The organism is Actinacidiphila sp. bgisy160, assembly GCF_057707815.1.
This window is the reverse complement of record NZ_JBYIQW010000004.1, coordinates 20,287-45,916: the sequence shown is the minus strand read 5'-3', so window position 1 is coordinate 45,916 and position 25,630 is coordinate 20,287. Positions and strand designations below refer to the sequence as shown.

General features: G+C 71.0%; 20 protein-coding genes and 1 tRNA gene. 9 read left to right on the top strand and 12 right to left on the bottom strand.

Going from position 1 to position 25,630, the window contains the following annotated elements; all coding sequences use genetic code 11:
- Positions 1-2: 2 nt before the first annotated feature.
- Positions 3-728 carry a succinate dehydrogenase cytochrome b subunit gene (locus tag AC3EUJ_RS05850; RefSeq protein ID WP_431959875.1) on the bottom strand — a complete coding sequence of 242 codons (726 nt, stop codon included), beginning with the start codon at positions 726-728 and terminating at the stop codon, positions 3-5.
- Positions 729-821: 93 nt separating this feature from the next.
- On the opposite strand from AC3EUJ_RS05850, the gene AC3EUJ_RS05845 reads away from it, so the two are divergent.
- On the top strand, positions 822-1,706 hold the full coding sequence (locus AC3EUJ_RS05845; protein ID WP_431959874.1) for a LysR family transcriptional regulator: 885 nt from the start codon (positions 822-824) through the stop codon (positions 1,704-1,706).
- A gap of 107 nt (positions 1,707-1,813) precedes the next feature.
- Here the strand turns inward: AC3EUJ_RS05845 and AC3EUJ_RS05840 are convergent, their stop codons facing one another.
- Positions 1,814-3,631 (bottom strand): bifunctional metallophosphatase/5'-nucleotidase, encoded by a 1,818-nt coding sequence (locus AC3EUJ_RS05840; protein WP_431959873.1) that lies wholly within the window; start codon positions 3,629-3,631, stop codon positions 1,814-1,816.
- A 172-nt stretch (positions 3,632-3,803) separates the two neighbouring features.
- Between AC3EUJ_RS05840 and AC3EUJ_RS05835 the strand changes: the two genes are divergently transcribed.
- Together AC3EUJ_RS05835 and pyk are read left to right on the top strand one after the other, a co-directional pair.
- Positions 3,804-4,508: an SIMPL domain-containing protein gene (locus AC3EUJ_RS05835; RefSeq protein WP_431959872.1), complete on the top strand. Its 705-nt coding sequence runs from the start codon at positions 3,804-3,806 to the stop codon at positions 4,506-4,508.
- 140 nt (positions 4,509-4,648) lie between these two features.
- Entirely contained in the window at positions 4,649-6,088 is a 1,440-nt protein-coding gene (gene pyk / locus AC3EUJ_RS05830) for a pyruvate kinase (RefSeq protein ID WP_431959871.1), read from the top strand.
- Positions 6,089-6,339: 251 nt separating this feature from the next.
- Here the strand turns inward: pyk and AC3EUJ_RS05825 are convergent, their stop codons facing one another.
- Positions 6,340-7,545, bottom strand: coding sequence for a lytic transglycosylase domain-containing protein (locus tag AC3EUJ_RS05825; RefSeq protein ID WP_431959870.1), 1,206 nt, complete (start codon positions 7,543-7,545; stop codon positions 6,340-6,342).
- Between the two features lie 138 nt (positions 7,546-7,683).
- Between AC3EUJ_RS05825 and AC3EUJ_RS05820 the strand changes: the two genes are divergently transcribed.
- The gene (locus AC3EUJ_RS05820; protein ID WP_431959869.1) at positions 7,684-8,586 is read left to right on the top strand and encodes a DUF4184 family protein; all 903 of its coding nucleotides are present in this window, start codon (positions 7,684-7,686) and stop codon (positions 8,584-8,586) included.
- On the opposite strand, the gene polA is transcribed toward AC3EUJ_RS05820, so the two are convergent.
- On the bottom strand, positions 8,517-11,252 hold the full coding sequence (polA, locus tag AC3EUJ_RS05815) for a DNA polymerase I (RefSeq protein WP_431959868.1): 2,736 nt from the start codon (positions 11,250-11,252) through the stop codon (positions 8,517-8,519). The two genes, AC3EUJ_RS05820 and polA, sit on opposite strands and share 70 nt — an antisense overlap.
- A 67-nt stretch (positions 11,253-11,319) precedes the next feature.
- Here polA and AC3EUJ_RS05810 point away from each other — a divergent pair, with 67 nt between their 5' ends.
- Together AC3EUJ_RS05810 and AC3EUJ_RS05805 are read left to right on the top strand one after the other, a co-directional pair.
- A complete protein-coding gene (locus tag AC3EUJ_RS05810; RefSeq protein WP_431959867.1) occupies positions 11,320-13,629 on the top strand; it encodes an FdhF/YdeP family oxidoreductase in 2,310 nt (769 codons plus the stop codon).
- A 56-nt stretch (positions 13,630-13,685) separates the two neighbouring features.
- On the top strand, positions 13,686-14,171 hold the full coding sequence (locus AC3EUJ_RS05805) for a PaaI family thioesterase (RefSeq protein WP_431959866.1): 486 nt from the start codon (positions 13,686-13,688) through the stop codon (positions 14,169-14,171).
- A gap of 87 nt (positions 14,172-14,258) precedes the next feature.
- On the opposite strand, the gene AC3EUJ_RS05800 is transcribed toward AC3EUJ_RS05805, so the two are convergent.
- The 5 genes from AC3EUJ_RS05800 to AC3EUJ_RS05780 all read right to left on the bottom strand — a co-directional run bounded on the left by AC3EUJ_RS05800 (position 14,259) and on the right by AC3EUJ_RS05780 (position 19,515).
- On the bottom strand, positions 14,259-15,026 hold the full coding sequence (locus AC3EUJ_RS05800; RefSeq protein WP_431959865.1) for an ABC transporter ATP-binding protein: 768 nt from the start codon (positions 15,024-15,026) through the stop codon (positions 14,259-14,261).
- Positions 15,023-15,955: an ABC transporter ATP-binding protein gene (locus AC3EUJ_RS05795; RefSeq protein ID WP_431959863.1), complete on the bottom strand. Its 933-nt coding sequence runs from the start codon at positions 15,953-15,955 to the stop codon at positions 15,023-15,025. The genes AC3EUJ_RS05800 and AC3EUJ_RS05795 overlap by 4 nt, the downstream gene beginning before the upstream one ends.
- Positions 15,952-17,319, bottom strand: coding sequence for a branched-chain amino acid ABC transporter permease (locus AC3EUJ_RS05790; protein ID WP_431959862.1), 1,368 nt, complete (start codon positions 17,317-17,319; stop codon positions 15,952-15,954). The genes AC3EUJ_RS05795 and AC3EUJ_RS05790 overlap by 4 nt, the downstream gene beginning before the upstream one ends.
- Positions 17,316-18,245 (bottom strand): branched-chain amino acid ABC transporter permease, encoded by a 930-nt coding sequence (locus AC3EUJ_RS05785; RefSeq protein ID WP_018557217.1) that lies wholly within the window; start codon positions 18,243-18,245, stop codon positions 17,316-17,318. Before AC3EUJ_RS05785 ends, AC3EUJ_RS05790 begins: the two co-directional genes overlap by 4 nt.
- 133 nt (positions 18,246-18,378) lie before the next feature.
- On the bottom strand, positions 18,379-19,515 hold the full coding sequence (locus AC3EUJ_RS05780) for a branched-chain amino acid ABC transporter substrate-binding protein (RefSeq protein WP_431959861.1): 1,137 nt from the start codon (positions 19,513-19,515) through the stop codon (positions 18,379-18,381).
- Between the two features lie 283 nt (positions 19,516-19,798).
- Here AC3EUJ_RS05780 and AC3EUJ_RS05775 point away from each other — a divergent pair, with 283 nt between their 5' ends.
- Entirely contained in the window at positions 19,799-20,356 is a 558-nt protein-coding gene (locus AC3EUJ_RS05775) for a hypothetical protein (protein WP_431959860.1), read from the top strand.
- Between the two features lie 34 nt (positions 20,357-20,390).
- Here AC3EUJ_RS05775 and AC3EUJ_RS05770 read toward each other — a convergent pair whose 3' ends face one another.
- Positions 20,391-21,029 (bottom strand): ANTAR domain-containing response regulator, encoded by a 639-nt coding sequence (locus AC3EUJ_RS05770; RefSeq protein WP_431959859.1) that lies wholly within the window; start codon positions 21,027-21,029, stop codon positions 20,391-20,393.
- Positions 21,030-21,119: 90 nt separating this feature from the next.
- On the opposite strand from AC3EUJ_RS05770, the gene AC3EUJ_RS05765 reads away from it, so the two are divergent.
- A tRNA-Leu gene (locus AC3EUJ_RS05765) sits at positions 21,120-21,203 on the top strand.
- A 77-nt stretch (positions 21,204-21,280) separates the two neighbouring features.
- Positions 21,281-22,069 (top strand): helix-turn-helix domain-containing protein, encoded by a 789-nt coding sequence (locus AC3EUJ_RS05760; RefSeq protein ID WP_431959857.1) that lies wholly within the window; start codon positions 21,281-21,283, stop codon positions 22,067-22,069.
- Here the strand turns inward: AC3EUJ_RS05760 and hrpB are convergent.
- On the bottom strand, positions 22,050-24,686 hold the full coding sequence (gene hrpB / locus AC3EUJ_RS05755; RefSeq protein ID WP_431959855.1) for an ATP-dependent helicase HrpB: 2,637 nt from the start codon (positions 24,684-24,686) through the stop codon (positions 22,050-22,052). The genes AC3EUJ_RS05760 and hrpB overlap by 20 nt on opposite strands.
- The gene (locus AC3EUJ_RS05750) at positions 24,614-25,474 is read right to left on the bottom strand and encodes a class I SAM-dependent methyltransferase (protein WP_431959854.1); all 861 of its coding nucleotides are present in this window, start codon (positions 25,472-25,474) and stop codon (positions 24,614-24,616) included. The genes hrpB and AC3EUJ_RS05750 overlap by 73 nt, the downstream gene beginning before the upstream one ends.
- Between the last annotated feature and the right edge of the window lie 156 nt (positions 25,475-25,630).

Sequence of the window (25,630 nt, the reverse complement as noted above, 5' to 3'; positions counted from 1 at the left end):
GGTCAGTCCACCAATCCGGTCATCACGGAGACGGGTACGACGAGGAAGCCGGCGGTCAGCGCGGCCGCCAGCACGTTCGCCGTGATCTTCAGCGCGCGGTCGCGGCGCTTGTTCACCGCTCCCAGGGTTTGCGCGGCGCTCCAGAAGCCGTGCCTGATGTGCATGCCGAGGGCGAGCATCGCGACGATGTAGAGGATGTCCACGTACCAGAGCTGGAAGCTGGCCACCAGATTCTCGTACGGGTGGTGCTCCTTGCCCAGCGGATTCACGGTGAGCGTGGTCTGGTCCAGGATGTGCCAGACGATGTAGAGGCCGAGGATGACCCCGCCCCACCGCATCGTGCGGGTCGCGTAGCTCGTACGCGGCCGCTTGTGCTCGTACTTCGTCGGGCGCGCCTTGATGTCGCGCTTGCTCAGCTGGTAGGCGGCGACGCCGTGCAGCACCACCGCGACGACCAGTCCGGTGCGCTGGATGTACAGGTACCAGCTGTTGTGCAGGGCGGGCTCACCGATGGTGCGCAGCCACGCCGCGTACCCGTTGAACTCCCCCGGGCCGAAGAAGATCTTCAGATTCCCCAGCATGTGCGCGACCAGGAACAGCAGCATGATCACGCCGGTCCCGGCCATGACCGCCTTCTTGCCCACGGTCGAGCCCCACAGTGCCCGTAGGAGCGAAGGGCGGCGCCCGGTGCCCGTCGTCGCCCTCGTCCTCGTCGTCGCCAAAGCCATGCGCTTGACGCTAGGTCTGCCTGCCACGACAGGTCCAAGACATGTTCCGGCTCGTTTCGATAGGGCACGCCTATCGTGGGTTAGGGTGCTGGCATGCAGCTGCAGCAGCTCGTGTACTTCCTGGCGGTCGCCGACACCCTGCACTTCACCCGCGCCGCCGAGCGCGTCCACGTCGCCCAGCCCTCCCTGTCGCAGCAGATCAAGGCCCTGGAGCGGGAGCTGGGCGCGAACCTGTTCAGCCGCGCCCGCGGCAACATCGCGCTGACCGACGCCGGGGAGGCCCTGCTGCCGCTGGCGCGCCGCATCATCGCCGACACCGAGACCGCCACCCAGGAGGTCCAGGAACTGGTGCACCTGCGCCGCGGCCGGGTGCGCCTCGGCGCGACCCCCAGCCTGGCCACCGGCCTGCTGCCGGACGTGCTGCGCGACTTCCACGGCCGCTACCCCGGCATCCGGCTGGTCGTCGAGGAGGGCGGCTCACGCGACCTGGTGCGGGAGCTCGCCTCCGGCAGCCTCGACCTCGCCCTGATCGTGCTGCCGCTGCAGAGCCACGACCCCGCCCTGGACGCCACGCCGCTGCTCCACGAGGACCTGGTGGTGGTGACCGCCGCCGACGCGCCGCCGCCCTCCGCGGGCCCCATCGGCGTCGCCGAGCTCAGGGACCGGCCGCTGGTGATGTTCCGCAGCGGCTACGACCTGCGGGAGCTCACCGTCGCCGCGTGCCGGGCGGCGGGTTTCGAGCCGCGCTTCGCGATCGAGGGCGGCGAGATGGACGCCGTGCTGGGCTTCGTGGAAGCGGGCCTCGGGCCCGCGGTCGTGCCCAGCATGGTCGCCGGGCGCCGGCCCAGGCTGCGCACGACGCCCTTCGAGGCCCCCGGACTGCAGCGCACCGTCGCCCTGGCGCACCGCAAGGACGCCGAGCCCCCGCGCGCCGCCCGGGAACTACGCCGCGTGCTGCTGGAACACGTACCGACCTGAGGCGCAGGGGGGCCGACGACGGCACGACGCCACCGGGAACGCCCGGAGGGCATGCGCGCGCCCGCACCTGCCCTCCGGGCCACCGCCGGGAGCCGGTGGACGACGGCCTAGAAGACCGGCACGCCGCCGCGGGTCAGCTTCCAGTCCTGCGAGCCGAACTGCGCCGGGTCGATGGAGCCGTTGGCCTGCACCCAGGCGATGATGGTGTTGCGGATCTCCTCGGAGTTCGCCCACACCTGCTGCGCCGTGGCGACGGCGGGGAAGTTGCCGCCGCCGTTGGCCCGGTAGTTGTTGACGGCCAGGACGAAGCGGGCCGACTCGTCGATCGGCGCGCCCTGGAAGAGCACGTTCGACACCCGCGAACCGGCGGGCCGCGAGATGTCGATGTCGTAGGTGACACCGCTGACCACGTCGTAGTTGTAGTCGGGCGTCCCGCCGGCGTTCGTCAGCTTCGAGACGTCGACGACCGCGTCGGGCGCCGTCTGCACGAAGTAGTTCGCGGAGAACTCGATGTACGCCTTGATCTGGGCACCGGTCAGGATCCGGGCCTCCAGGGTGTTCTCGAAGACGTACAGCCCGGCGACGTCGCGGATGGTGACCTGGCCCGCCGGGATGGCGGCCGTGCGCGAGAAGCACGCGGCCTGCGACAGCACCGGCAGGGAGGCGTGCTCGGTCCCGGCGAGCGCCGCCCTGACCGTCTCGGCCTGGACGAAGTTGATGAAGTCGATGATCGGGGTGTCCTTGTAGGGGGACTCCTCGGCCGACATCGCGGCGGCCGACGTGCCGATCACCTGGTTGACGTACGCCACGACCTCCTTGTGCTCGTCCGTGAGCAGCCGGACGATCCGCGGGTCCTCCTCGACCGTGTTGGAGTTGAGGACGGACGCGCCGACGGTGACGACCTCCCACTTGCCGCGGACCAGCTCCAGGTCGAAGTCGAAGACGGTGAGGCGCTGGCCCCACTTCAGCGGCTCGGACAGCACCACGCCCTGGCCGGTCTGCTTGTTGGCCACCACGTACTCGGGGATCTCGGAGTGGGCGTGGCCGACCAGGATCGCGTCGATGCCGGGCACCTGCTCGGCGACGAGCGCCGCCGCGTTCTCGATCCAGGGCAGCTGGTCACCGTAGGAGGAGGTGCCGGAGGAGCCGCTGTGGGCCGAGACGACGACCACGTCGGCACCCATCGCGCGCAGCCGCGGCACGTACTTCGCGGCCTGCTCCTCCAGACCCGGGAAGGTCATCCTGCCCTGCACGTTGGCCTTGTCCCAGATCGCGATGCCGGGGTTGGTCAGGCCGAGGACCGCCACCTTCACGTCGGGCGCGCCCTTCACGCGCAGCCGGTGGAAGGAGTACGGCGGGAAGGCCGGGCGGCCCGTTCGCGCGTCGAGCGCGTTGGCGCCGAGCAGCGGGAAGTCGCACTGCTCCTCGAACTTGCGCAGCACGGGGATGCCGTAGTTGAACTCGTGGTTCCCCAGCGCCGCCGCGTCGTAGCCGATGGCGTTCATGGCCTGCGCCATCGGGTGCACCGGGCCGTGCTTGGCGGTGATCGGGTCGACCCTGGCGTAGTAGTACGACAGCTGGGTGCCCTGGATGGTGTCGCCCGCGTCGATGAGCAGGGTATTGCCCCGGCCCTTCGCCGCGCGCTGCTGCTCGACCAGGGTGGAGATCTTGGCGAGGCCGACGTCGTTGTGCGCCTTGTCGTCGTACTCGGCGTCGGTGAAGTAGTCCCAGTTGAAGACGTTGCCGTGCAGGTCGGTGGTGCCGAGGACGCTGAAGGAGTACTTTTTCGGCGCGTGTCCGTGCCCTTGGCTGCCGGTGGCCTGGGCCGGAGCCGCGCCGGCCACGGCGCCCGCCGTGCCGGCCAGCGCGAGTCCCGCGCCGGTGGCGGCGGACCGGTTGAGGAAGTCCCTGCGGTTCAGCGGCATACGTCGGCTCCTGGAATCCGGGGCGCCCCGGGCGGTCACCAGGGCGGGATGATCGTCTGTTTGTGGTGTTAACGCGCGTAGATTCTGGCGCAAGCGTGCTCCCGGCAACACCCCCGCCAGGTTGCGAACAGATGACTCGTCACGGCCGCACCTGACTGGCAGGGTGGGACACATGACCACAGAACCGGCCAGGACGTATCCGACGCCCGAGACCCCGCACGTGGGAGTACGGGGTGAGGCGACCCTCGAGGTCGAGCCCGAGCTCGCCCGGATCGCCGTCACCGTCAGCGCCCGCGGCACCGACCGCCGTGCCACGCTGGACGACCTCAGCCGGCGCAACGCGCAGGTGCTCGACCTCGTCAAGGGCTATGCCGACGCGGTCGAGAAGCTGGAGACCGGTGCCTTCGTGATCACCCCCGAGCTGCGGGAACGGGGCCGCGGCGAGCGGGTGCGGGCGTACCACGGCAGCGTGCGCGTGGGGGTTGCCCTCACCGACTTCACCGCTCTGGGGGAGCTCACCACCCGACTGGCCGATCTGGAGCTCGCCCGCGTCGACGGTCCCTGGTGGTCGCTGCGGCCCGACTCCGCGGCCTACAGCGAGGCCCGCCGGCAGGCCGTGCGCGACGCGGTGCAGCGCGCCCGCGAGTACGCGCAGGCGCTCGGCGCCCGCCTGGTCGCCCTGGTCGAACTGGCCGACGAGGGAGTGCAGCAGTCGGCGCCCTTCCGTGCCCGTCCGGCGATGCGGACCGCCGCCTTCGCGGCCCCCGGCGGCGCCGGGGAGATGGCCCAGGCCCTTGACATGGAGCCGGAGCGACAGAGCGTGTACGCGCAGGTCACCGCGCACTTCACCATGACGGCGCCGGACCTGTCGGGCTGAGGGCGGCGTCCCCCGGTGGTGTGCTCATCAGAGCGGACTTCAGCTCACTTCACCACTTGTCAACAACCGTCAAGCAGGCAGACGTTGGACAGTCGCCTTCCATGAGGGCCCTACTGTGAAGTAGGTCATAGGCTCGCTCCATGCGCCGAGCAAAAATCGTCTGCACCCTCGGGCCCGCCACCGATTCATACGACCAGATCAAGTCCCTGGTCGAAGCCGGTATGGACGTCGCCCGCCTGAACATGAGCCATGGCTGCCACGCCGATCACGAGGAGCGTTACCGGCGCGTGCGAAAGGCCGCCGACGAGAGCGGCCGCAGCGTCGGCATCCTCGCGGACCTTCAAGGCCCGAAGATCCGGCTGGGACGCTTCGCGGAAGGCCCCGTACTCCTTGAACGCGGTGACGAGTTCACGATCACCACCGAGGAGATCGAGGGCGACCGCCTGATCTGCGGCACCACCTACAGGGGCCTGGCCGCCGACGTCACGCGCGGTGAGCGGATCCTCGTCGACGACGGCCGCGTCACCCTGGAGGTCACCGGCGTCGAGGGCTCCCGGGTCCGCACCCTGTGCATCGAGGGCGGTCTGATCTCCGACAACAAGGGGCTGAACCTCCCCGGTGTCGCGGTCTCCGTGCCCGCCTTGTCCGAGAAGGACGTCGAGGACCTGCGCTGGGCGCTGCGCACCGGTGCCGACTTCATCGCGCTGTCCTTCGTGCGCAGCGGCCGGGACGCCGAGGACGTGCTGCGCATCATGCGCGAGGAGGACCGCCGGGTCCCCGTCATCGCCAAGATCGAGAAGCCCCAGGCGGTCGACAACCTCGAGGAGATCGTCGCCGCGTTCGACGGCATCATGGTGGCCCGCGGCGACCTCGGCGTCGAGATGCCGCTGGAGGCCGTGCCCATGGTGCAGAAGCGCGCGGTGACCCTCGCCCGGCGCAACGCCAAGCCGGTGATCGTCGCGACGCAGATGCTGGAGTCGATGATCGGCTCCTCGCGCCCCACCCGCGCCGAGGCCTCCGACGTCGCCAACGCCGTCATGGACGGCGCCGACGCGGTCATGCTCTCCGGCGAGACCAGCGTCGGCAAGCATCCCGTCGAGACGGTCCGGACCATGGGCCGGATCGTCGCCGCCGCCGAGGAGGACATGCTGGCGGCCGGCCTCCCGCCGCTGACCGGGCAGAACAAGCCCCGCACCCAGGGCGGCGCCGTCGCGCGGGCGGCCGCGGAGATGGGCGACTTCCTGGACGCCGAGTACCTGGTGGCCTTCACCCAGTCAGGCGACACCGCCCGGCGGCTCTCCCGTTACCGCTCGCCGATCCCCGTGCTGGCCTTCACCCCCGAGCCGGCCACCCGCTCCCAGCTCAGCCTCACCTGGGGCGTGGAGACCTTCCTCGGCCCGATGGTGCAGACGACCGACGAGATGGTGGACCAGGTGGACGAGCAGCTGCTGCGCATCGGGCGCTGCCAGGAGGGCGACATCGTCGTCATCACGGCGGGCTCGCCGCCCGGCGTCCCGGGGACCACCAACCTCGTGCGCGTGCACCACATCGGGGAGGACGACTCCCCTTCGCGCCACTGACGTAGCCGACGCCGCGCGCCTCCCGGGCGAGCGCGAGCGACAGCAGCGCGGCGCCCGGCACAAGGGAGCGCCACGGCAGGCAGGAGGTCATCAGCAGCACCGCCTGCCGCCGGGACTTCACCTCCTCCCCGTTGACCGGGGCCCCGGTGACGAGGTCATCCCCGAACATGCGCCGGGTGGTGTCCCGGCCGTACGGCTACGCCGGCGCACCGTGGCGACCGGGAGCTGAAACGCGAACAGGTTCTACGGCGTCAGTTGACCGGGCCGGAGGCGGTGGCGCCCTCGGTCTCCGTCGGCGACGGGCTGTCGCTGGGGGATGCCGTCGCGCACGGGTCGGGAGTACCGGTCGGCGACGGGGAGGCCGTGGCGGTGGGGGTCGCCGTGGGCGACGCGGAGTCCGTCGGGCAGGTCGGGGGGTCCGTCGGGTCGTCCGTCGGGCCCGTGGTGGGGCTCGTCGTCGGGGAATCGGTGGGCGAGGTCGTCGGTGAGGGGTTCCCCGACGGGGTCCCGATCGTGCCGCTGGCGGTCGCGGTCGGGGTGGGCGACTTCGTCGGCCTGGGCGAGGTGCTCGCGTTCGGGGACTTCGTCGGCCTGGGCGAGGCCGTGGGGGACGCGGAGGACGGCGGGTTCTCCCCCGTGTCGCTGCCCGCGCCGCCGACGTCGGGGACGGAGACGACGTCACCCTTGCCGAAGTGGTCGTACCAGGACAGGACGGTGTTCAGGTACGCGGTCGAGTTGTTGTAGCCCAGGATCGCCTGGTGCAGGTCGCGTTCGACGGACAGGTCCCGGTTGCCCGCGCACAGGTAGCGGCCGGCGGCGAGCGCCGCGTCGAATATGTTGTTCGGGTCGGTGGCGCCGTCGTCGTTGCCGTCGGCGCCCCAGGTCTGCCAGGTCGACGGGATGAACTGCATCGGGCCGACCGCGTGGTCGTGGACCTTGTCCCCGTCCCAGGCGCCGTTGTCGGTATCCGTTATCTTCGCGAAGCCGTTGCCGTCCAGGGTCGGGCCGATGATCGGTGAGATCGTGGTGCCCTCGGAGTCGACGTTGCCGCCCCGCGCCTGGTTGGACTCGACCTGGCCGATCGCGGCCAGCAGCTCCCAGCGCATGTTGCAGCCCGGGTCGCTGGCGGCGAGCGCCGTCTCGGCCCTGCGGTAGGCCTCCAGGACGGTCGCGGGCAGGCCCGTGCCGTCGGTGGTCACCGTGCCGGTGCCGGTGCCCGGAGTGGCGGAGGTGCCCGGAGTGGGGGTGTTGAGTGGCGGGAGCTCGGTGAAGTACTCCGACGAGTTGCCGTCGATGGGGTCGCCGGGAGGGGGCACGATCGGGGCGCCGGCACTGGTGTTGAGGATGCCCGGCAGCAGTCCGGGAGCCTGGGAACCCGTCAGCGCCGCCATGGCCGCGGCGGCAACCGCGGTGCCCGCGACTCCCCTGCGGATCCGCCGTCCGTACCGCGCTCGCATACCCGTTGCCCCTCCCGAAAGCCGCGTCGCCCGTCTCCCTGCGTGGCAACCCTGGTGACCCTACGACAACTTCCTGAAAGGAGCCACCGTCCCGCAGGTCGCATACTGATCGGACCGATGTGTTCCGGAAGAGGTTGCATGCCGTTCACGATGAGTCATGCGTTGGCTGTGCTGCCGGGTCTGCGGCAGGACCGCGCCGGCACCGTACGGGGACGCGGCCCGCTCGTCGCGGCCGCCCTCGTCGCCGGCTCCTTCGCCCCCGACGTGCCCTTCTTCGCCGATTCCCTGGTGCGGGGCCTGTTCGGCTACGGGCAGCTCACCCACGCCCCCCTGGGCGTCGTCCTCGTGGACCCGGTCATCGCCGCCGGGCTGGTGGGCGGCTGGACGGTGCTGCGCGGCCCCCTGGTGGCCCTGCTGCCCGAGCACCGGCAGGCGGCCATCGCCGCCCTGGCGGGCGTCGGCGACCGCCTGCGGCCCTCGGCGCGCTCGGTCACGGCCTTGTGGGTGTCGGCCGTTGCCGGGGCGACGACCCACGTGGTCTGGGACGCCTTCACCCACCCCGGGCGGTGGGGCGTGCGCCTGCTGCCCGTGCTCGACCACGAGGTGCACGGCACCGCCCTGCACAAGTACGTCCAGTACGGCAGCTCGGCCGTGGCGCTGGCCCTGCTGGGCTGGTACGGGCTGCGCGCCCTGAGGGCCGTGCCCGAAGCGGCCGAAAACCGCCCCTCGCATGTGCCCCGGCTCTCGCAGCGGGCCCGGCGGCTCGCCCTGGCCGTCCTCGGCGCCACCACGGCCGGCGGAGCCGCCGTCCGGGCGGAGCAGTGGTACGGCGCGACCGGTGACGCCGCCGGGATGATCCCGGCCGGGCTCTTCGGCGCCGGGGCGGGGCTCGCCCTGGCCGCCGCGACCTGCGCCGGCGCGGTCCACCTCACGCACCGCGCCACCCGCCGCGACGGCCGGGGGGCCGGCGGTCAGTGGGCCGCCGACTCCCAGTCGGAACCGGCGCCCACGGAGACGTCCAGCGGCGCCCGCAACGGATAGGCGGCCGCCATCTCACGGCGGACCAGCTCCTCCACCGCGGCCCGCTCGCCCGGAGCCACCTCGACCACGATTTCGTCGTGCACCTGGAGCAGCAGCCGGGACCGCAGTCCCTCCCGGGCGAGCGCCGCGTCCACCTTCAGCATCGCGATCTTGACAATGTCGGCGGCCGAGCCCTGGATCGGCGCGTTGAGCGCCATCCGCTCGGCCATCTCGCGACGCTGCCGGTTGTCGCTGTTGAGGTCCGGCAGGTAACGGCGGCGGCCCATCAGCGTCTCGGTGTAACCCGTGACGCGCGCCTCCTCCACCACGCGCTGCAGATAGTCCCGCACCCCGCCGAACCGCTGGAAGTACGTCTCCATCAGGCCGCGCGCCTCGGCTGCCTCGATGCCCAGCTGCTGCGACAGGCCGAAGGCCGACAGCCCGTACGCCAGGCCGTACGACATCGCCTTGATCTTGCGGCGCATCTCGGCGTCCACCTGCTCCGGCGGCACCGAGAAGACGTAGCTGCCGACGGTGGTGTGCAGATCCTCGCCGGAGTCGAAGGCCGCGATCAGCCCCTCGTCCTCCGACAGGTGGGCCATCACCCGCAGTTCGATCTGGCTGTAGTCGGCGGTCAGCAGCGTCTCGTAGCCCTCGCCGACCACGAAGCCGCGGCGGATCGCCCGGCCCTCGTCGGTACGCACCGGCACGTTCTGCAGATTGGGGTCGGTCGACGACAGCCGGCCCGTGGCCGCCACGATCTGGCTGAACGTGGTGTGAATCCGCCCGTCCGGGGCGATCGTCTTGACCAGCCCCTCGACCGTCACCCGCAGCTTCGCCTGCTCCCGGTGCCGCAGCATGATCACCGGCAGCTCGTGCTCGGTCTGCGCCGCCAGCCACGCCAGCGCGTCAGCGTCGGTGGTGTAACCCGTCTTCGTCTTCTTCGTCTTGGGCAGCCCCAGCTCACCGAAGAGTACTTCCTGCAGCTGCTTGGGGGAGCCCAGGTTGAACTCGTGCCCGACCGCGGCGTGCGCCTCCTTCACCGCGAGCTGCACCTCGCCCGCGAACCGCTGCTCCAGGCGCTCAAGATGCTCGCGGTCCGCCGCGATGCCCGCCCGCTCCATCCGCGCCAGCAGCGCCGAGGTCGGCAGCTCCACCTCGCGCAGCAGCCGCAGCGCGCCGTCCTGCTCCAGCCGCGCGGCGAACGCGTCGCCCAGGTCCAGAACGGTGCGCGCCTGCACCATCAGGGCCTCGGACTCGGCCTCGTCGTCGGCGCCGAAGGCCAACTGGCCGTCCTCACCGCCCGCGGGGGCCAGCTCCCGCCCCAGGTACTCCACCGACAGGTCGTCCAGCGCGAACGAGCGGCGCCCCGGCTTCACCAGATACGCGGCCAGCGCCGTGCACATCGCGACCCCGTCCACGCTCCAGCCGTGCTCGGCGAGCACCCGCATCGCGTTCTTGGCGTTGTGCAGCACCTTCGGCCGGGCGGCGTCCGCCAGCCACGCCGCGAAGGCCCGCTCGTCCTTCTCGTCCAGCGCCGCCGGGTCGAACCACGCCGCCGGCCCCTGTGCCGTCGCCAGCGCCACCTCGGACACGCTGCCCGCGCCCAGCGCCCACGCGTCGACCGTCGCCACGCCCAGCGTCCCGCCGGCGTGCTCCACCAGCCAGTCGGCCAGCTCGCCCGCGGCCAGCACCCGGCCCTCGACGGCGACGCCGCCGGCGACCTCGCGCGCGCCCTCCTGCGCGGCGCCAGGGTCGGCCGCGTACAGCCGCTCACGGAAGTTGGGGTGGCGGAACTCCAGGGTGTCCAGCACCACGTTGAGCGCGTCCCGGTCGTACGGCTGCCGCCCCAGCTCCTGCGGCCCGCACGGCAGCTCCACGTCCCGCACCAGCTCCGTCAGCCGGCGATTGCGCTTCACCGACTCCAGGTGGGCGCGCAGGTTCTCACCCGCCTTGCCCTTCACCTCGTCCGCGCGCTCCACGAGTTCCGCGAACGAGCCGAACTGGTTGATCCACTTGGCCGCGGTCTTCTCACCGACGCCCGGGATGCCCGGCAGGTTGTCGGACGGGTCGCCGCGCAGCGCCGCGAAGTCCGGGTACTGCGCGGGGGTCAGCCCGTACTTCTCCGCGACCTTCCCCGGGGTGAACCGGGTCAGCTCCGAGACGCCCTTGGTCGGGTACAGCACCGTGACGTGGTCCGAGACGAGCTGGAAGGAGTCGCGGTCACCGGTGACGATCAGCACCTCGTACCCCAGCGCCTCCGCCTGCGTCGCCAGTGTGGCGATCACATCGTCCGCCTCGTAGCCCTCCGTGGCGAAGCGCCGCACGTTCATCGTGTCCAGCAGCTCGCCGATCAGCGCCACCTGGCTGCGGAACTCGTCCGGCGTCGCGGACCGGGTCGCCTTGTACTCCGGGAACGCCTCCAGGCGCCACGTGCGCCGCGAGACGTCGAACGCGACCGCCAGATGCGTCGGCTGCTCGTCACGCAGCGTGTTCGCCAGCATGGAAGCGAAGCCGTACACCGCGTTCGTCGGCTGGCCGGTGGTGGTGTTGAAGTTCTCCACCGGCAGCGCGTAGAAGGCCCGGTACGCCAGCGAATGCCCGTCCAGCAGGAGCAACCGGGGCCGCTCACCCCCCTGGGGTGCCGTGCCGGTCGCTGTGTTCGTCTTCTCTGCCTTTGCTGCCACGTCCCCGATCCTCCCACGCCCGACTGACACTGCCGGTCCGCCGCCTGGTCGTGGCAGGATCGGAGCCATGGCAGGCAAAGCACCAGCAGGCGACCCCGTCCAGGACGCACCCGAGGTCAGCGCCCCGCAGCAGGCTGCTGCCGGGCTCCCCGCCATCGGGCACACCCTCCGCATCGCGCAGCGGCAGATGGGAGTGCGCCGCACCGCGCTCACCCTCCTCAAGGTCAACCAGAAGGACGGCTTCGACTGCCCCGGCTGCGCCTGGCCCGAGCCGGAGCACCGGCACACCGCCGAGTTCTGCGAGAACGGCGCCAAGGCCGTCGCCGAGGAGGCCACCCTGCGCCGGGTCACCCCGGACTTCTTCGCCGCGCACCCCGTCGCCGACCTCGCCCGGCGCAGCGGCTACTGGCTGGGCCAGCAGGGCCGTCTCACCCAGCCCATGTACCTGCCGGACGGCGCCGACCACTACGAGCCCGTCCCGTGGGAGCGCGCCTTCGAGATCGTCGCCGACGAGCTGAACGGCCTGGCGGGCCCCGACGAGGCCGTGTTCTACACCTCCGGCCGCACCAGCAACGAGGCCGCCTTCCTCTACCAGCTCTTCGCCCGCGAGTTCGGCACCAACAACCTGCCCGACTGCTCCAACATGTGCCACGAGTCGTCCGGCTCGGCGCTCGCGGAGACCATCGGCATCGGCAAGGGCAGCGTCCTGCTGGAGGACCTGTACCGCGCCGACCTGATCATCGTCGCCGGGCAGAACCCGGGCACCAACCACCCCCGCATGCTCTCCGCCCTGGAGAAGGCGAAGGAGAGCGGCGCGAGGATCGTCACGATCAACCCGCTGCCCGAGGCCGGCCTGCAGCGTTTCAAGAACCCGCAGACCCCCAAGGGCCTGGCCGGCGGCGGCACCCCGCTCGCCGACCTCTTCCTGCAGATCCGGCTCGGCGGCGACCAGGCCCTCTTCCGCGCCCTCAACAAGGCGCTTCTGGAGGCCGAGGACCAGGCCCCCGGCACCGTCCTCGACCAGGCCTTCATCGCCGGGCACACCCACGGCTTCGACGAGTGCGCCGCCGCGGCCCGCGCCACCGACCCCGACGAGGTGCTGCGCGTCACCGGGCTGCCGCAGTCCGACATCGACCGGCTGCTCGCCATGGTGCTCGACGCCAAGAGTGTCATCGTCTGCTGGGCCATGGGCCTCACCCAGCACAAGCACTCCGTGCCCACCATCAAGGAGGTCGTCAACTTCCTCCTCCTGCGTGGCAACATCGGCCGCCCCGGCGCCGGCGTGTGCCCCGTGCGCGGCCACAGCAACGTCCAGGGCGACCGCACCATGGGCATCTACGAGAAGCCGGCACCCGCCTTCCTCGACGCCCTGGAGAAGGAGTTCGGCTTCGCCCCGCCCCGCGAGCACGGCCTCGACACCGTCGCCGCCATCCGCGCCCTGCGCGACGGCGACGCCAAGGTGTTCTTCGCCATGGGCGGCAACTTCGTCGCCGCCTCACCCGACACGAACGTCACCGAGGCCGCCATGCGCCGCGCGCGCCTCACCGTGCACGTGTCCACCAAGCTCAACCGCTCCCACGTGGTCACCGGCGCCCGCGCCCTGATCCTGCCCACCCTGGGCCGCACCGAGAGGGACGTCCAGGCGGCCGGCGAGCAGTTCGTCACCGTCGAGGACTCCATGGGCATGGTGCACGCCTCCCGCGGCGGCCTGGAGCCCGCGGGCCCCTTGCTGCTGTCCGAGCCGGCCATCATCTGCCGCCTCGCCCGCGCCGTCCTCGGCCCGGACAGCCGGGTGCCCTGGCAGGAGTTCGAGGGCGACTACGACCGGATCCGCGACCGCATCTCCCGCGTGATCCCCGGCTTCGACGACTTCAACGTCAAGGTGCGCCGCCCCGGCGGCTTCACCCTCCCGCACGCCCCGCGCGACTCCCGCCGCTTCCCCACCGCCACCGGGCTCGCCAACTTCACCGCCGCGCCCCTGGAGTACCCCCACGTGCCCGAGGGCCGGCTGCTGCTGCAGACGCTGCGCTCGCACGACCAGTACAACACCACCATCTACGGCCTCGACGACCGCTACCGCGGCATCAAGGGCGGCCGCCGCGTCGTCCTGGTCCACCCCGACGACGCCGCCGCCCTCGGCTTCGCCGACGGCGCCTACACCAACCTGGTCAGCGAGTGGACGGACGGCACCGAACGCCGCGCCGAGGGCTTCCGGGTGGTCCACTACCCGACGGCCCGCGGCTGCGCCGCCGCCTACTACCCGGAGACCAATGTGCTGGTCCCGCTCGACCACACCGCCGACACCAGCAACACCCCTGCGTCCAAGTCCGTCGTCGTCCGGCTGGAACAGACCACCCCGGTCGGCGGTCCCCACTGACCGTCCGGTAGAAAACGGGCCAGTACACCGAACGACGACGATCGGAGCCACCGTCCATGGGCGAGCAGACCAGCACCAGCCTTTTCTCCCCGGAGGTCATCGAGCAGTACGCCGGACTCGGCGTCGACCTGGTGGCGCTGTTCTCCGCCGGCGACCTCGGCTCCCGCATGGGCATCGAGATCGTCGAGGCGTCCGCGGAGCGCGTCGTGGGCACCATGCCCGTCGAGGGGAACACCCAGCCCTATGGGCTCCTCCACGGCGGCGCCTCCGCCGTCCTGGCCGAGACCATGGGCTCCATCGGCGCCATGCTGCACGGCGGCCCCGGCAAGCTCGCCGTCGGGGTCGACCTCAACTGCACCCACCACCGCGGCCTGCGCTCCGGCAAGGTGACCGGGATCGCCACCCCCGTCCACCGCGGCCGCTCCTCCGCGACCTACGAGATCGTCATCAGCGACGAGCAGGACCGCCGGGTCTGCTCCGCCCGCCTCACCTGCATGCTGCGCCCGGCCACGCCCGCCGCCCCGGGCACCGTCACCCCCTGACGCACGGCCGTCGCGAACGCCGCACACACGCGGAACGGCCCCCGGTATCCTCCGGGGGCCGTTCCGCGTACCAGGTGACGCCGAACGCTACGCCGCACCCTCACCGAGGTATGCGGCACGCACGCGCGGGTCGGACAGCAGGGCCGAGGCGGCGTCCTCCATGACGATCTCGCCCGTCTCCAGCACATAGCCGCGGTCGGCCAGCTGCAGCGCCTGGGAGGCGTTCTGCTCCACCAGCAGCACCGTGGTGCCCTGGTCGTTGATCTCCTTGATGATCTCGAAGATCTGCTGGACGATCAGCGGCGCCAGACCCATCGACGGCTCGTCGAGCAGCAGCAGATTCGGGCGGCCCATCAGGGCCCGGCCGATGGCCAGCATCTGCTGCTCACCGCCGGACAGGGTGCCCGCCAGCTGCGTACGCCGCTCCGCCAGGCGCGGGAAGAGGGTCAGCACGCGGTCCAGGTCGTCCTTGGGGACGCCCTTGAACCGGTACGCACCCATCTCCAGGTTCTCCAGCACCGTCATCACCGGGAAGACCCGGCGGCCCTCCGGGGACTGGCCGATGCCGAGCTCCACGACCTTGTGCGCCGGAACGCCGTCGATCCGCTCGCCGCCCAGCCGCACCTCGCCGTGACGGGGCTGCAGCAGACCGGAGATCGTGCGCAAGGTGGTGGTCTTGCCGGCGCCGTTCGCGCCCAGCAGGGCCACGACCTCGCCCTGCCGGACCGTCACGTTAATGCCCTTCAGCGCCTGGATGGCGCCGTAGAACACCTGCAGGTCGACCAGCTCCAGCATCGCCGGGGCCTCGGTGACGGAACCAGCCGTCGCCTTCTCGAACTCGGCGGCCTCGGTCATCGGCCCTCCTCCTCGGACTCACGCGGCGCGGGGACTTCCGGAGCATCGGCCGCGTGGTGGGACTCGACGATCTCCACCATCTCCGCGACGGCCTCCACGGCCTCCTCGTCGGCCGCACCCAGGTACGCCTCGATCACCGCGGGATCGCGCTGCACCTCCTCGGGCAGACCCTCGGCGATCACCTTGCCGAAGTTGAGCACCATGACACGGTCCGCGACCGACATCACGAGCTTCATGTCGTGCTCGATCAGCAGCACACTGACGCCCAGGTCCCGGTTGATCCGGCGGATCAGCTGCTCCAGCTCCAGCTTCTCCGTCGGGTTAGTACCGGCCGCCGGCTCGTCCAGCAGCAGCACCTTCGGGTCGGTCGCCAGCGCCCGGGCGATCTCCAGACGCCGCTGGTCACCGTAGGAGAGGCCGGCGGCGAGCTCGTTGTGCTTGCCCGACAGGCCCACGTACGACAGCAGTTCCTGCGCCCGCTGGTCGCTGGCCTTCTCGTCCCGGCGCGCCCACGGCAGGCCCAGCATGATCGAGATCGCTCCCGACTTCTGCCGCGACTCCGCCGCGATCTTGACATTCTCCAGCGCCGTCAGGGCGCTGAAGAGCCGGATGTTCTGGTACGTACGGGCCACACCGTAACGGTTCACCAGGTAGGGCTTGGTGCCGAGCAACTTGTGCTCCGCACCGCCCTCCTCGTGGAAGGTGATCGCGCCCTCCTGCGGGACGTACACACCCGTCAGGGAGTTGAACAGCGAGGTCTTGCCCGCGCCGTTCGGGCCGATCACCGCGAGGATCTCGCCCCGCCGCATCGTCAGGTTGACGTCCGAGAGGCTGGTGAGACCACCGAACCGCAGCGTCACGCCACGGGCCTGCAGCACCGTCCCGCCGGTCTGCGCGGGCTCCACGCCCGCGTCCTTCACCGCGTTCACGACTTCACTCCTCCCGCCGGCTCGGTCATCGCATCGGCGTCACCGATGCCCGCCTCCGCCATGTGCAGCTCGCGCTGCCTGCGGCGGGAGGGGATCACACCCTGCGGACGGAAGATCATCATGATGACGAGCAGCGCACCCAGGTAGATGAAGCGGTCCTGCTCCGGGACGTAGTCGCGCAGCGCGTTCGGCAGCCACACCAGCAGCGCGGCACCGAACAGCACGCCCGCGATGGAGCCCATGCCGCCGAACACCACGTACGCCAGCGCGAGCACCGACAGCACGATGGTGAAGTTCTCCGGGTTGATGAAGCCGACCTTGCTGGAGTACACCACGCCCGCCAGACCCGAGGTCGACGCACCGATCGCGAACGCCAGCAGCTTGTACCGGACGGTGTTGATGCCCGTCGCCGAGGCGGCCACCTCGTCCTCCCGGATCGCCGTCCAGGTCCGGCCGATCCGCGAGTGCTCCAGGCGGTTGTACAGGAAGATCAGCACCACCAGGAAGAACAGCAGCAGGTACCAGTACGGCAGCGGGTCCAGCGTCCAGTCGTAGTTGATCGGACCGATGTGGATCGACGGGTGCGGGATGCCGATGACACCACGCGAACCGTTGGTGAACCCGTCCGAGTTCTTGGCGACCAGGTACACGATCTCGTGGAAGCCCAGCGTCACGATCGCCAGGTAGTCACCGCGCAGCCGCAGCGTCGGGGCGCCCAGCAGCACACCGGCGATCAGGCAGGTGACGATGGCGAACGGGATCGACTCCAGCGCGCCCACCGTGAACGGCGGCTTCACCGGCATGTGGCCGGTCCAGAAGGCACAGGAGTACGCGCCGATCGCGTAGAAGGCGATGAAGCCCAGGTCCAGCAGACCGGCCCAGCCGACCACCACGTTCAGACCGACCGCGATGATCATGAAGATCCCCATCTGCGTGACGAGGACCTCCTGCCAGAACAGGCTGGTGTTGGCGGGGATGACGATCGCCAGCACCAGGACGAGCACCAGGGCGCCCAGCCGCAGCCAGCCGTTGGACCGGAACATCGCCCGGGTCGGCTCCAGCGACTTGTTGACGCCCTGCGCGCCCTGCCGGGCCGCCTGGCGCACCGGAGCACCGAACTCCACCAGCGCCCACACACCCACCAGGATGGCGATGCAGATGTACAGCCGCGCCGACTCGAAGGCGCCGGTGAAAGCCGACAACTTCTCCGCCGGGTTGCCGTCCTCGCCCGTCATCAGCGCGAGGATGAAGCCCAGCGCCACCATGCCGAGCAGGCGGGTCCAACGGGGCTCCTGGTACCACGCCTTGCGGCGCAGCTTCGCCACGTCCACCGAGAAGGACTTGGAAGCGGTCGCGTCGCTCATGCCGACCTCCCCAGACGCTCGCCCATGATGCCCGTCGGACGGAACATCAGCACCAGGATCAGGACCACGAACGCGGTCACGTCGATCCACTGGGTGCCGAAGAGCGGGGAGCTCAGGTTCTCGACGATGCCCAGCAGCAGGCCGCCCAGCATCGCGCCACGGATGTTGCCGATGCCGCCCAGCACCGCCGCGGCGAAGGCCTTGATGCCCGGCAGGAAGCCCACCGTGAACCAGACCTGGCCGGAGATGCCGAAGCCGTACAGGAAGCCGGCCGCACCACCCAGCAGACCGCCGATGATGAACGTACGGGAGATGATCTTGTCGATGTCGACACCCATCAGACCCGCCGTCTCGGCGTCCTGCGCGACGGCCCGGATGCCCGCACCCATCTTCGTGCGGTTGACGACCAGGTCCAGACCGATCATCATCGCGACCGCGGAACCGATGATGATCAGCTGCGTGATCTTCACCGGGGTGCCGAAGACGCTGAAGACCTCACCGTTGGTGTACAGCTCCGGCATCGGCACGGGGTTGCGGCCCCACAGCTTGCCCGCCAGGTTGTACAGGAAGAACGACGCGCCGATCGCGCTGATCAGGAAGACCAGCTTCGGGGCGTTGCGCTTGCGCAGCGGCTTGTACGCCGCCTTCTCCAGCCCGAACGCGGTCAGTGCTCCGACCAGGGCGCCGGCGATCATGCCGACGATCACCCAGACGACGGAGGTGAACCCGTGCGGGGACTGCGGGGCGAGCTCGGAGAGCACGACGAGCGAACCGAAGCCGCCCATCATGAAGACCTCGCTGTGGGCGAAGTTGATGAGCTGGAGCACGCCGTAGACCAGGGTGTACCCGATCGCGATGACGGCGTACATGGAGCCCGTCGTCAAGCCTGGGATGAAGTAGTCCCAGAAGTTGTGGAAGAGATTCATGCTGCGTGGGAATCCTTGCTGAAGCCGGTGAAGGGCGGCGAAGACGCGTCCGGCACGACGATGGGGAGCGCGGGGCGGCGGCCGGAATCGGTGCCGCGCCCCACGCCCCCCACCTCAGGTGCCGGTTGCCGGATCAGCCGTTGCTGAGGGTGGCAACGTCACCCAGGTAGCCGATCTTGCCGTCGGCGACCTGGTACAGGTACACGTTCTTGATCTTCAGCTCACCCTTGTCGTCGAAGGAGAACTCCTTGGTCAGGCCCTTGTAGTTGACACCCTTCAGGGCCGCCAGCAGCTTCTCGCGCGTGACGTCCTTGCCGAGCTTCTTCATCTCGGAGATGACCAGGTTCGCGATGTCGTACGACTCGGCCGAGTAGGTGCCCGGAGGCGTGTTGAACTTCTTGGTGTACGCCTCGGTGAACGCCTTGGTGCTCTCGTTCTTCGTGGCGTCGGTGCACGGGCAGGTCAGGAACCAGTTGTCGGCCGCGGCGCCGGCCAGCTCCACGAACTTCGCGTCGTTGGAACCGTCACCCGAGATGCCGATACCCTTGAAACCGCCGTCGGCCAGCTTCTTGGCGAAGGGCGCCAGGTCCGCGTAGTAACCCGCGTAGATCAGCGCGTCGGCCTTCGAGTTGACGACCTTCGTCGCGGCAGCGGTGTAGTCCGGGGTCTTCGCCGGGACGGAGTCCGTCTCCACCGTGACACCCGCGGCCTTCAGGCTGTCGATCGCGACCTTCGCCAGACCGACGCCGTACTCGCTCTTGTCGTCGATGACGAAGACCTTCTTGGCCTTCTCCTTCTTCGACAGGTACTCGGCCATGCCGGCACCCTGCTCGTTGTCGTTCGGAGCACCGCGCAGGAACGAGGTGAAGCCCTGGCTCGTCAGGTCCGGGTTGGTCGCCGACGGCGACACCGCGGCGAGCTGCGCCTGGGCGTACAGGCCACCCGAGGCCTTCGTCGGGCCGGAGAACGCCGGGCCGACGACGGCGACGACGCTGGTGTCACCGATGAGCTTCTGGGCGGCAGCGGGCGCCTGGTCCGGCAGACCCTGGTCGTCACCGTCCACGACCTTCAGCGTGAAGGGCAGGTCGCCCTTCTTGTTGGCCTCTTCGACGGCCAACTTCACGCCGTTGTCCTCGTTGATGCCCAGCGCGCTGTTGTCGCCGGACAGCGGCCCCTGGAAGCCGATGGAGAACGTCGGCTTGCCGCCGCCCTTGCCGCTGTCGTCCTTGCCGCCACCGCACGCGGTGAGTGCAAGAGCGCCAACTGCCACCGGGATAGCAAACTTGACGAACTTCTTGTTGAGCACTACGACCCCCTGGAGCCGCCCAATGAGATTACGAGTCGGCGGGCCGTAGGCCCTCCGGATTGCGACCGCGTGAACATCACGCGGGTTGGCGGGAATGTAATCCGCTGATCAGGCACACAGATAGGTCGTAGGAAGATATGTGATCGGACGGTGACCTGGGTCATGTGCCGGAAACAGAACGGTCCTTACCGGTAACCGGACGACCCGAGGGGGAGAGATGCAGTCAAAGGTCCGATTTAGCGGCCTTTTGCGACGGCCGGCCCGCCGACCCGCGCTGACCGCCCTGGCCGGAGCGCTCGCCGGAGCCACGGTAGCGGCCCTCACCGCCGCCGCGATATGGCCCCACCCTTCCCCGTCCGCGGCCGGCCAACCCCTCCGTCAGCTCGAAATCCCCCTCGACGCACCCGCCGTCAAGGCGGGGAACCTCGAATTCCGCGCCCTCGCCCTGCGTTGCGGCATCGCCGTCATCGTCGGCACCCACGCCGAACACCCCGCCAAAGGCCGCCTCTGCCGCATACGCGTCCTCGTCACCGTCGACGACTCCGTCAGCGCACGCCTCGACAACGACCTCCACCGCCTCGTCCTCGCCGACGGCAGCCGGCACCCCATGGACTGGGAGGCCATGCAGATCAAGCGCCAGCCGCTCACCATCGACATCGGCGCCCACGACAGCGCCCAGTACGACCTGTGGTTCGACATCCCCCGCGACGCCGCCGTCCACCACCTCGCCGTCACCAACGACAAAGGGATGCCCGCATCGGACATCCCCCTGCCACAACGCGACTGGCCCGACCACTCGGCCTGAACGGCCGCCGGCCGGAACCAGCCCCCGGCCGACGCTACTTGGCGCCGCCGTCCACCTCGTCCAGCACGGCCTGAGCCACCGCCTGCATCGTCATCCGGCGGTCCATCGACGTCTTCTGGATCCACCGGAAAGCGGCCGGCTCGGTCAGCCCGTACTTCGTCTGCAGGACGCTCTTCGCCCGGTCCACCAGCTTCCGGGTCTCCAGCCGCAGACTCAGGTCCGCGATCTCCTCCTCCAGCGCCCGCAGCTCCGTGAAGCGCGACACCGCCATCTCGATCGCGGGGACGACATCGCTCTTGCTGAAGGGCTTCACCAGGTAGGCCATGGCGCCCGCGTCCCGGGCCCGCTCCACCAGCTCGCGCTGCGAGAAGGCGGTCAGCATCAGCACCGGCGCGATCTTCTCCTTGGCGATCCGCTCGGCGGCGGAGATGCCGTCCAGCACGGGCATCTTCACGTCCAGGATCACCAGATCCGGCCGCAGCTCCTCGGCGAGCTTCACGGCCGTCTCGCCGTCCCCCGCCTCGCCGACGACGGAGTAGCCCTCCTCCTCGAGCATCTCTTTCAGGTCGAGCCTGATCAGCGCCTCGTCCTCGGCGATCACCACGCGGGTGGTCTGCGGCGGTACGTGCGACTGCTCGTCGACGTGCTCGTGCTCGGGCTCGGCGGCGCTCACGGGACTCCTCGTTCCAGGGCAGGTGCTGCGTTTAGAGCCTACCTAGCTGCGGTGCCGACTTCCCACACGGTACGCTGTGATCCGCAACTAGCCGGGTTGATGGAATCGGCAGACATGATCGCCTCAAAAGCGATTGCCCGAAAGGGCGTGCGGGTTCAAGTCCCGCACCCGGCACACCTCAACGAATCCTCGTTCGTGTGAACGTTCACTGTTTGTCAGTGCGACAGGTGCGCCTTGCGCAGAGTAGTGGCATGGTCGCACACGGGAACGAATTGCGTCATCAGGCAGTCGCCTTGTGCCGTGCTGGTGTAAGAAACGCCGAAGTGGCTCGCAGGCTCGGAGTACCGCTGGGCACCGTCGGCTACTGGCTGCATCTCGACCGAGCCGAACGCGGTGAATGCCCTGGGCGGCCTGCCCCGTCATGCCCCCGCTGTGACGGCTCCACACTCGACGAGGCTGCCTACTCGTACCTGCTCGGCCTCTATCTCGGTGACGGCCACATCATCCAGTACTCCCAGCATCGCGTGCCCAGCCTCATGATCACCTGCTCGGAGGAGTGGCCTGGTCTCATGGACGAGGCCGAAAGGGCGATGCGGGCCGTCTTCCCGCAGAACAAAACGTGCCGCGTGCGCAGAACCGGGTGCCGCAACGTCAAGGTCTACTCGAAGCACCTGTGGTGCATGTTCCCGCAGCATGGCGCGGGCAGGAAACACGAGCGCCGCATCGTGCTGGAGCCATGGCAGCAGGCCGTCGTGGACGGGCATCCGTGGGAGTTCATCCGGGGGCTCATCCATTCCGACGGGTGCCGCATCACCAACTGGACCACGCGGACCGTGGCCGGGGAGCGCAAGCGCTACGAGTACCCGCGGTACTTCTTCACCAACAAGTCCGGCGACATCCGCGAGCTTCTCTCCGACACGCTCGACAAGGTCGGCGTGGAATGGAAGGTCACCCGGCGCGGCAAGGACCCGTACAACATCTCGGTCGCCCGCCGGGAGTCCGTCGCGCTCATGGACCGCTTCATCGGCCCGAAGTATTGAGGCGCGCCTTCGTGTGCCGGGTGGCGACCGCCGTCGTGGGGTCCTCGGGCCAGGGGTGCTTGGGGTAGCGGCCGCGCAGTTCCGCGCGCACCGCGCGGTAGCCGTCGCGCCAGAAGGAGGCGAGGTCGGCGGTGACGGCGGCGGGGCGGCCGGCGGGGGAGAGGAGGTGGACGAGGAGGGGGACGCGGCCGCCGGCGATACGCGGGGTGGCGGTCCAGCCGAAGAGCTCCTGGAGCTTGGCGGCGAGGACGGGACGGTCGTCGTCGTAGGAGATGCGGACCCGGGAGCCGGAGGGGATCTCCAGGCGCTCCGGGGCGAGTTCGTCCAGGCGGGCGGCGTCGCCGGCGGCCCAGGGCAGGAGGCGGCCCAGGGCCGCGGCGGCGTCGACGCGGGCGAGGTCGGCGCGGCGGTGGGCGGTGGCGAGTTCGGGGGCGAGCCAGTCGTCCGCGCGGGAGAGCAGGGCCTCGTCGGAGACGTCGGGCCAGGGGGCGCCGATCTCGCGGTGGAGGAAGGCGAGGCGCCGGCGCAGGGTGTCGGCGTCGCGGGTCCACCTCAGCAGGCGCGGTCCCTCGCGGCGGAGGCCGTCGAGGAGGGCGGTGCGCAGTTGTGCGGGGTCGGGGTCGGCGAGGGGGCGGGCGGTGAGGGTGATCGCACCGAGGCGGTCGGTGTGCTGGGCGGTGACGTCGCTGTCGGTCCAGGTGACCTCGTCGTTCTCGGTGAGCAGGGGCGCGGCCGCGGTGCGGGCGGTGTCCTCGTCGATGGCCGCGGCGAGGCGTACGCGGGCGGAGGGGGAGCCGACGGGGCGGTCGGCCACGGCGATGGCGAGCCACTGGGGGGTGCCGAGTCGGGTGCCGTCGGCCAGGTCGGCGGCGGTGCCGGAGGCCATCAGGTAGCCGGAGCGGGAGCCGGAGCCGGAGCCAGGGCCCGCCACCGTGCCCGCGCGGCGGCGGGCGACGCGTTCGGGGAAGGCGAGGGCGGTGACGAGGCCGGCGGCGGTGTCGTCGGTGAGCGCGGTGGCGGGGTGGTCGGGGGCCGCGGCGGCGAGCCGGCGAGCTTCCCGGCGCCAGCGGTCGGCGTGGGCGTCGCGGGAGCGGCGGGCGGTGCGCCAGGCGGCGGCGAGGTCGTCGCCGTGTTCGCGCGGGGGCTGTTCCGACAGCAGGGCGACGATGTCGGCGGCCCTGCGGGTGCCGGTGTGGGGGGCGCCGTCGAGCAGGGCGCGGGCGAGGCGGGGGTGGAGGCCGATGCGGGCCATGCGGTCGCCGCGGTCGGTGGTGCGGCCGCCTTGACGGAGGGCGCCGATGGCCGTGAGGACGTCGTGGGCGGCGGCCAGGGCGCCGGGCGGGGGTGGGTCGAGGAGGGCGAGCCCGGTGGCGTCGGGGTCGCCCCACGCGGCTGCCTGAAGGGCGAAGGGGGTGAGGTCGGCGACGGTGATCTCGGGGGAGGGGAAGCGGGGCCGGGCGGTGTCCTCGGCCTCGTGCCAGCAGCGGTAGGCGGTGCCGGGGGCCTCGCGTCCGGCGCGTCCGGCGCGCTGGGCGGCGGTGGCGAGGGAGGCCCGGACGGTGGTGAGGGAGCCGAGTCCGCGGGCGTGGTCGGTGCGGGGTTCGCGGGCGAGGCCGGAGTCGACGACGACCCGTACACCGGGGACGGTGAGGCTGGATTCGGCGACGGAGGTGGCGAGGACGACGCGGCGCCGGGTGCCGTCGCCGCCGCGGAGCACGGCGTCCTGGACGGCGGCGGGTGCCTGGCCGTGGAGCTGGAGGACCTCGGCGTCCGTGCCGGCGAGCAGGCCCGCGACACGGGCGATCTCGCCGGTGCCGGGGAGGAAGCAGAGGACGTCGCCGTGGGCGGTGCGCAGGGCGGTGCGGACGGTGGCGGCGACGTGGTCGAGGAACGCGGGGTCGACGCGCGTGCCGTGCGGTGGGCGGATGCCCTGCGGCGGCGGTACGTGCGTGACGGTGACGGGGTGGAGGCGGCCTTCGGCCTGGACGACGGGTGCGTCGCCGAGCAGCCGGGACCAGGCGTCGGCGTCTGTGGTGGCGGAGGCGGCGACGATGCGCAGGCCGGGGCGGAGGGTGGCGCGCACGTCGAGCAGGAAGGCCATGGCGGTGTCGGCGTCGAGGTGGCGCTCGTGGCACTCGTCGAGGAGCACGGTGGTGGTGCCGGGGAGTTCCTGGTCGCGCTGGAGCCGCTGGAGGAGGACTCCGGTGGTGACGACTTCGACGACGGTGGCGGGGGAGACCCTGCGGTCGCCGCGTACGGTGTGGCCGACACGGCCGCCCGGCTCCTCGCCGAGGAGCCAGGCCATGCGGCGGGCGGCGGCTTTGGCGGCCATGCGGCGTGGTTCGGCGACGACGACGGTCCGGCGGGGCCGGTCGTCGAGCAGTCCGGCGAGGGCGAGCGGGACGAGGGTGGTCTTGCCGGTGCCGGGCGGGGCGGCCAGGACGGCGCAGCCGTGGCTGTCGAGGGCGTCGTGGAGGGCGGGCAGGGCGGTGCGCACCGGGAGCGCGGCGAGGGCGTCCTCGCGGAGGCCCGCGGGTCGGGGGGTCACGGGGCGACGCAGACGAAGATCGCGGTACCGGGGATGACGTGGCCGCGCAGCGGGGACCAGCCGCCCCATTCCGCGGTGTTCCAGGCGGGCCACTCGGGTTCGACGAGGTCGACGAGGTGGAAGCCGGCGGCGGCGAGTTCGCGGACGCGGTCGCCGAGGGTGCGGTGGTGTTCGACGTAGACGGCGTGCCCGGTCTCGTCCTGTTCGACGTAGGGGGTGCGGTCGAAGTAGGAGGCGGAGGCGGTGAGCCCCTCGGGGCCGGGTTCGTCGGGGAAGGCCCAGCGGATGGGGTGGGTGACGGAGAAGACCCAGCGGCCGCCGGGGCGCAGGACGCGCCGGACCTCGCGCATGACGTGGGCGGTGTCGGCGATGAAGGGGAGGGCGCCGTAGGCGGAGCAGACGTGGTCGAAGGAGGCGTCGGCGAAGGGGAGGGCGCCGGCGTCGGCCTGGATGAGGGGGAACGCCGGGGCGGGAGGGGCGGAGGTGGACGCGGTGCGTGCGTCGTCGATGCGGCGGGCGTGCTGGAGCTGGCGGTGGGAGAGGTCCAGGGCGACGGGCCGGGCGCCCTGCGCGGCGAGCCAGCGGGAGCACTGGGCGGCGCCGGCGCCGATCTCCAGGACGGCCGCGCCCTTCAGTCCGGCGGTGGGTCCGAGGAGGTGGAGCTCGTCCTCGGTTGCTCCTTCCGGGCCCCAGACGAAATCGGCGTCCCCGAGGAACTCTCCATGATCGTTCTGGTATTCGTCGGCGTTGCGGTCCCACCATCCGCGGTTGGCTCGACTGCTCTCCGTGGTGCCCGCGACACGGCGCGTGGCCTCGGGTTCTTCGGGATCGGGCCGGGGGGCCGGTGCTTGGATCATCGCGCTGCTCGTCGTACCCTCTGTGGTGACCTGTGGCTGCGGTGCCGCCGCTGCACGTCCATGTACCAGTGCCCGGTACGGGGTGTTACGCCCGTGGTGTGCTCTTCGTGCATTGACCGTGCCCGGCTGCCCCCGTATGCTACAAGTTGCGCTGCG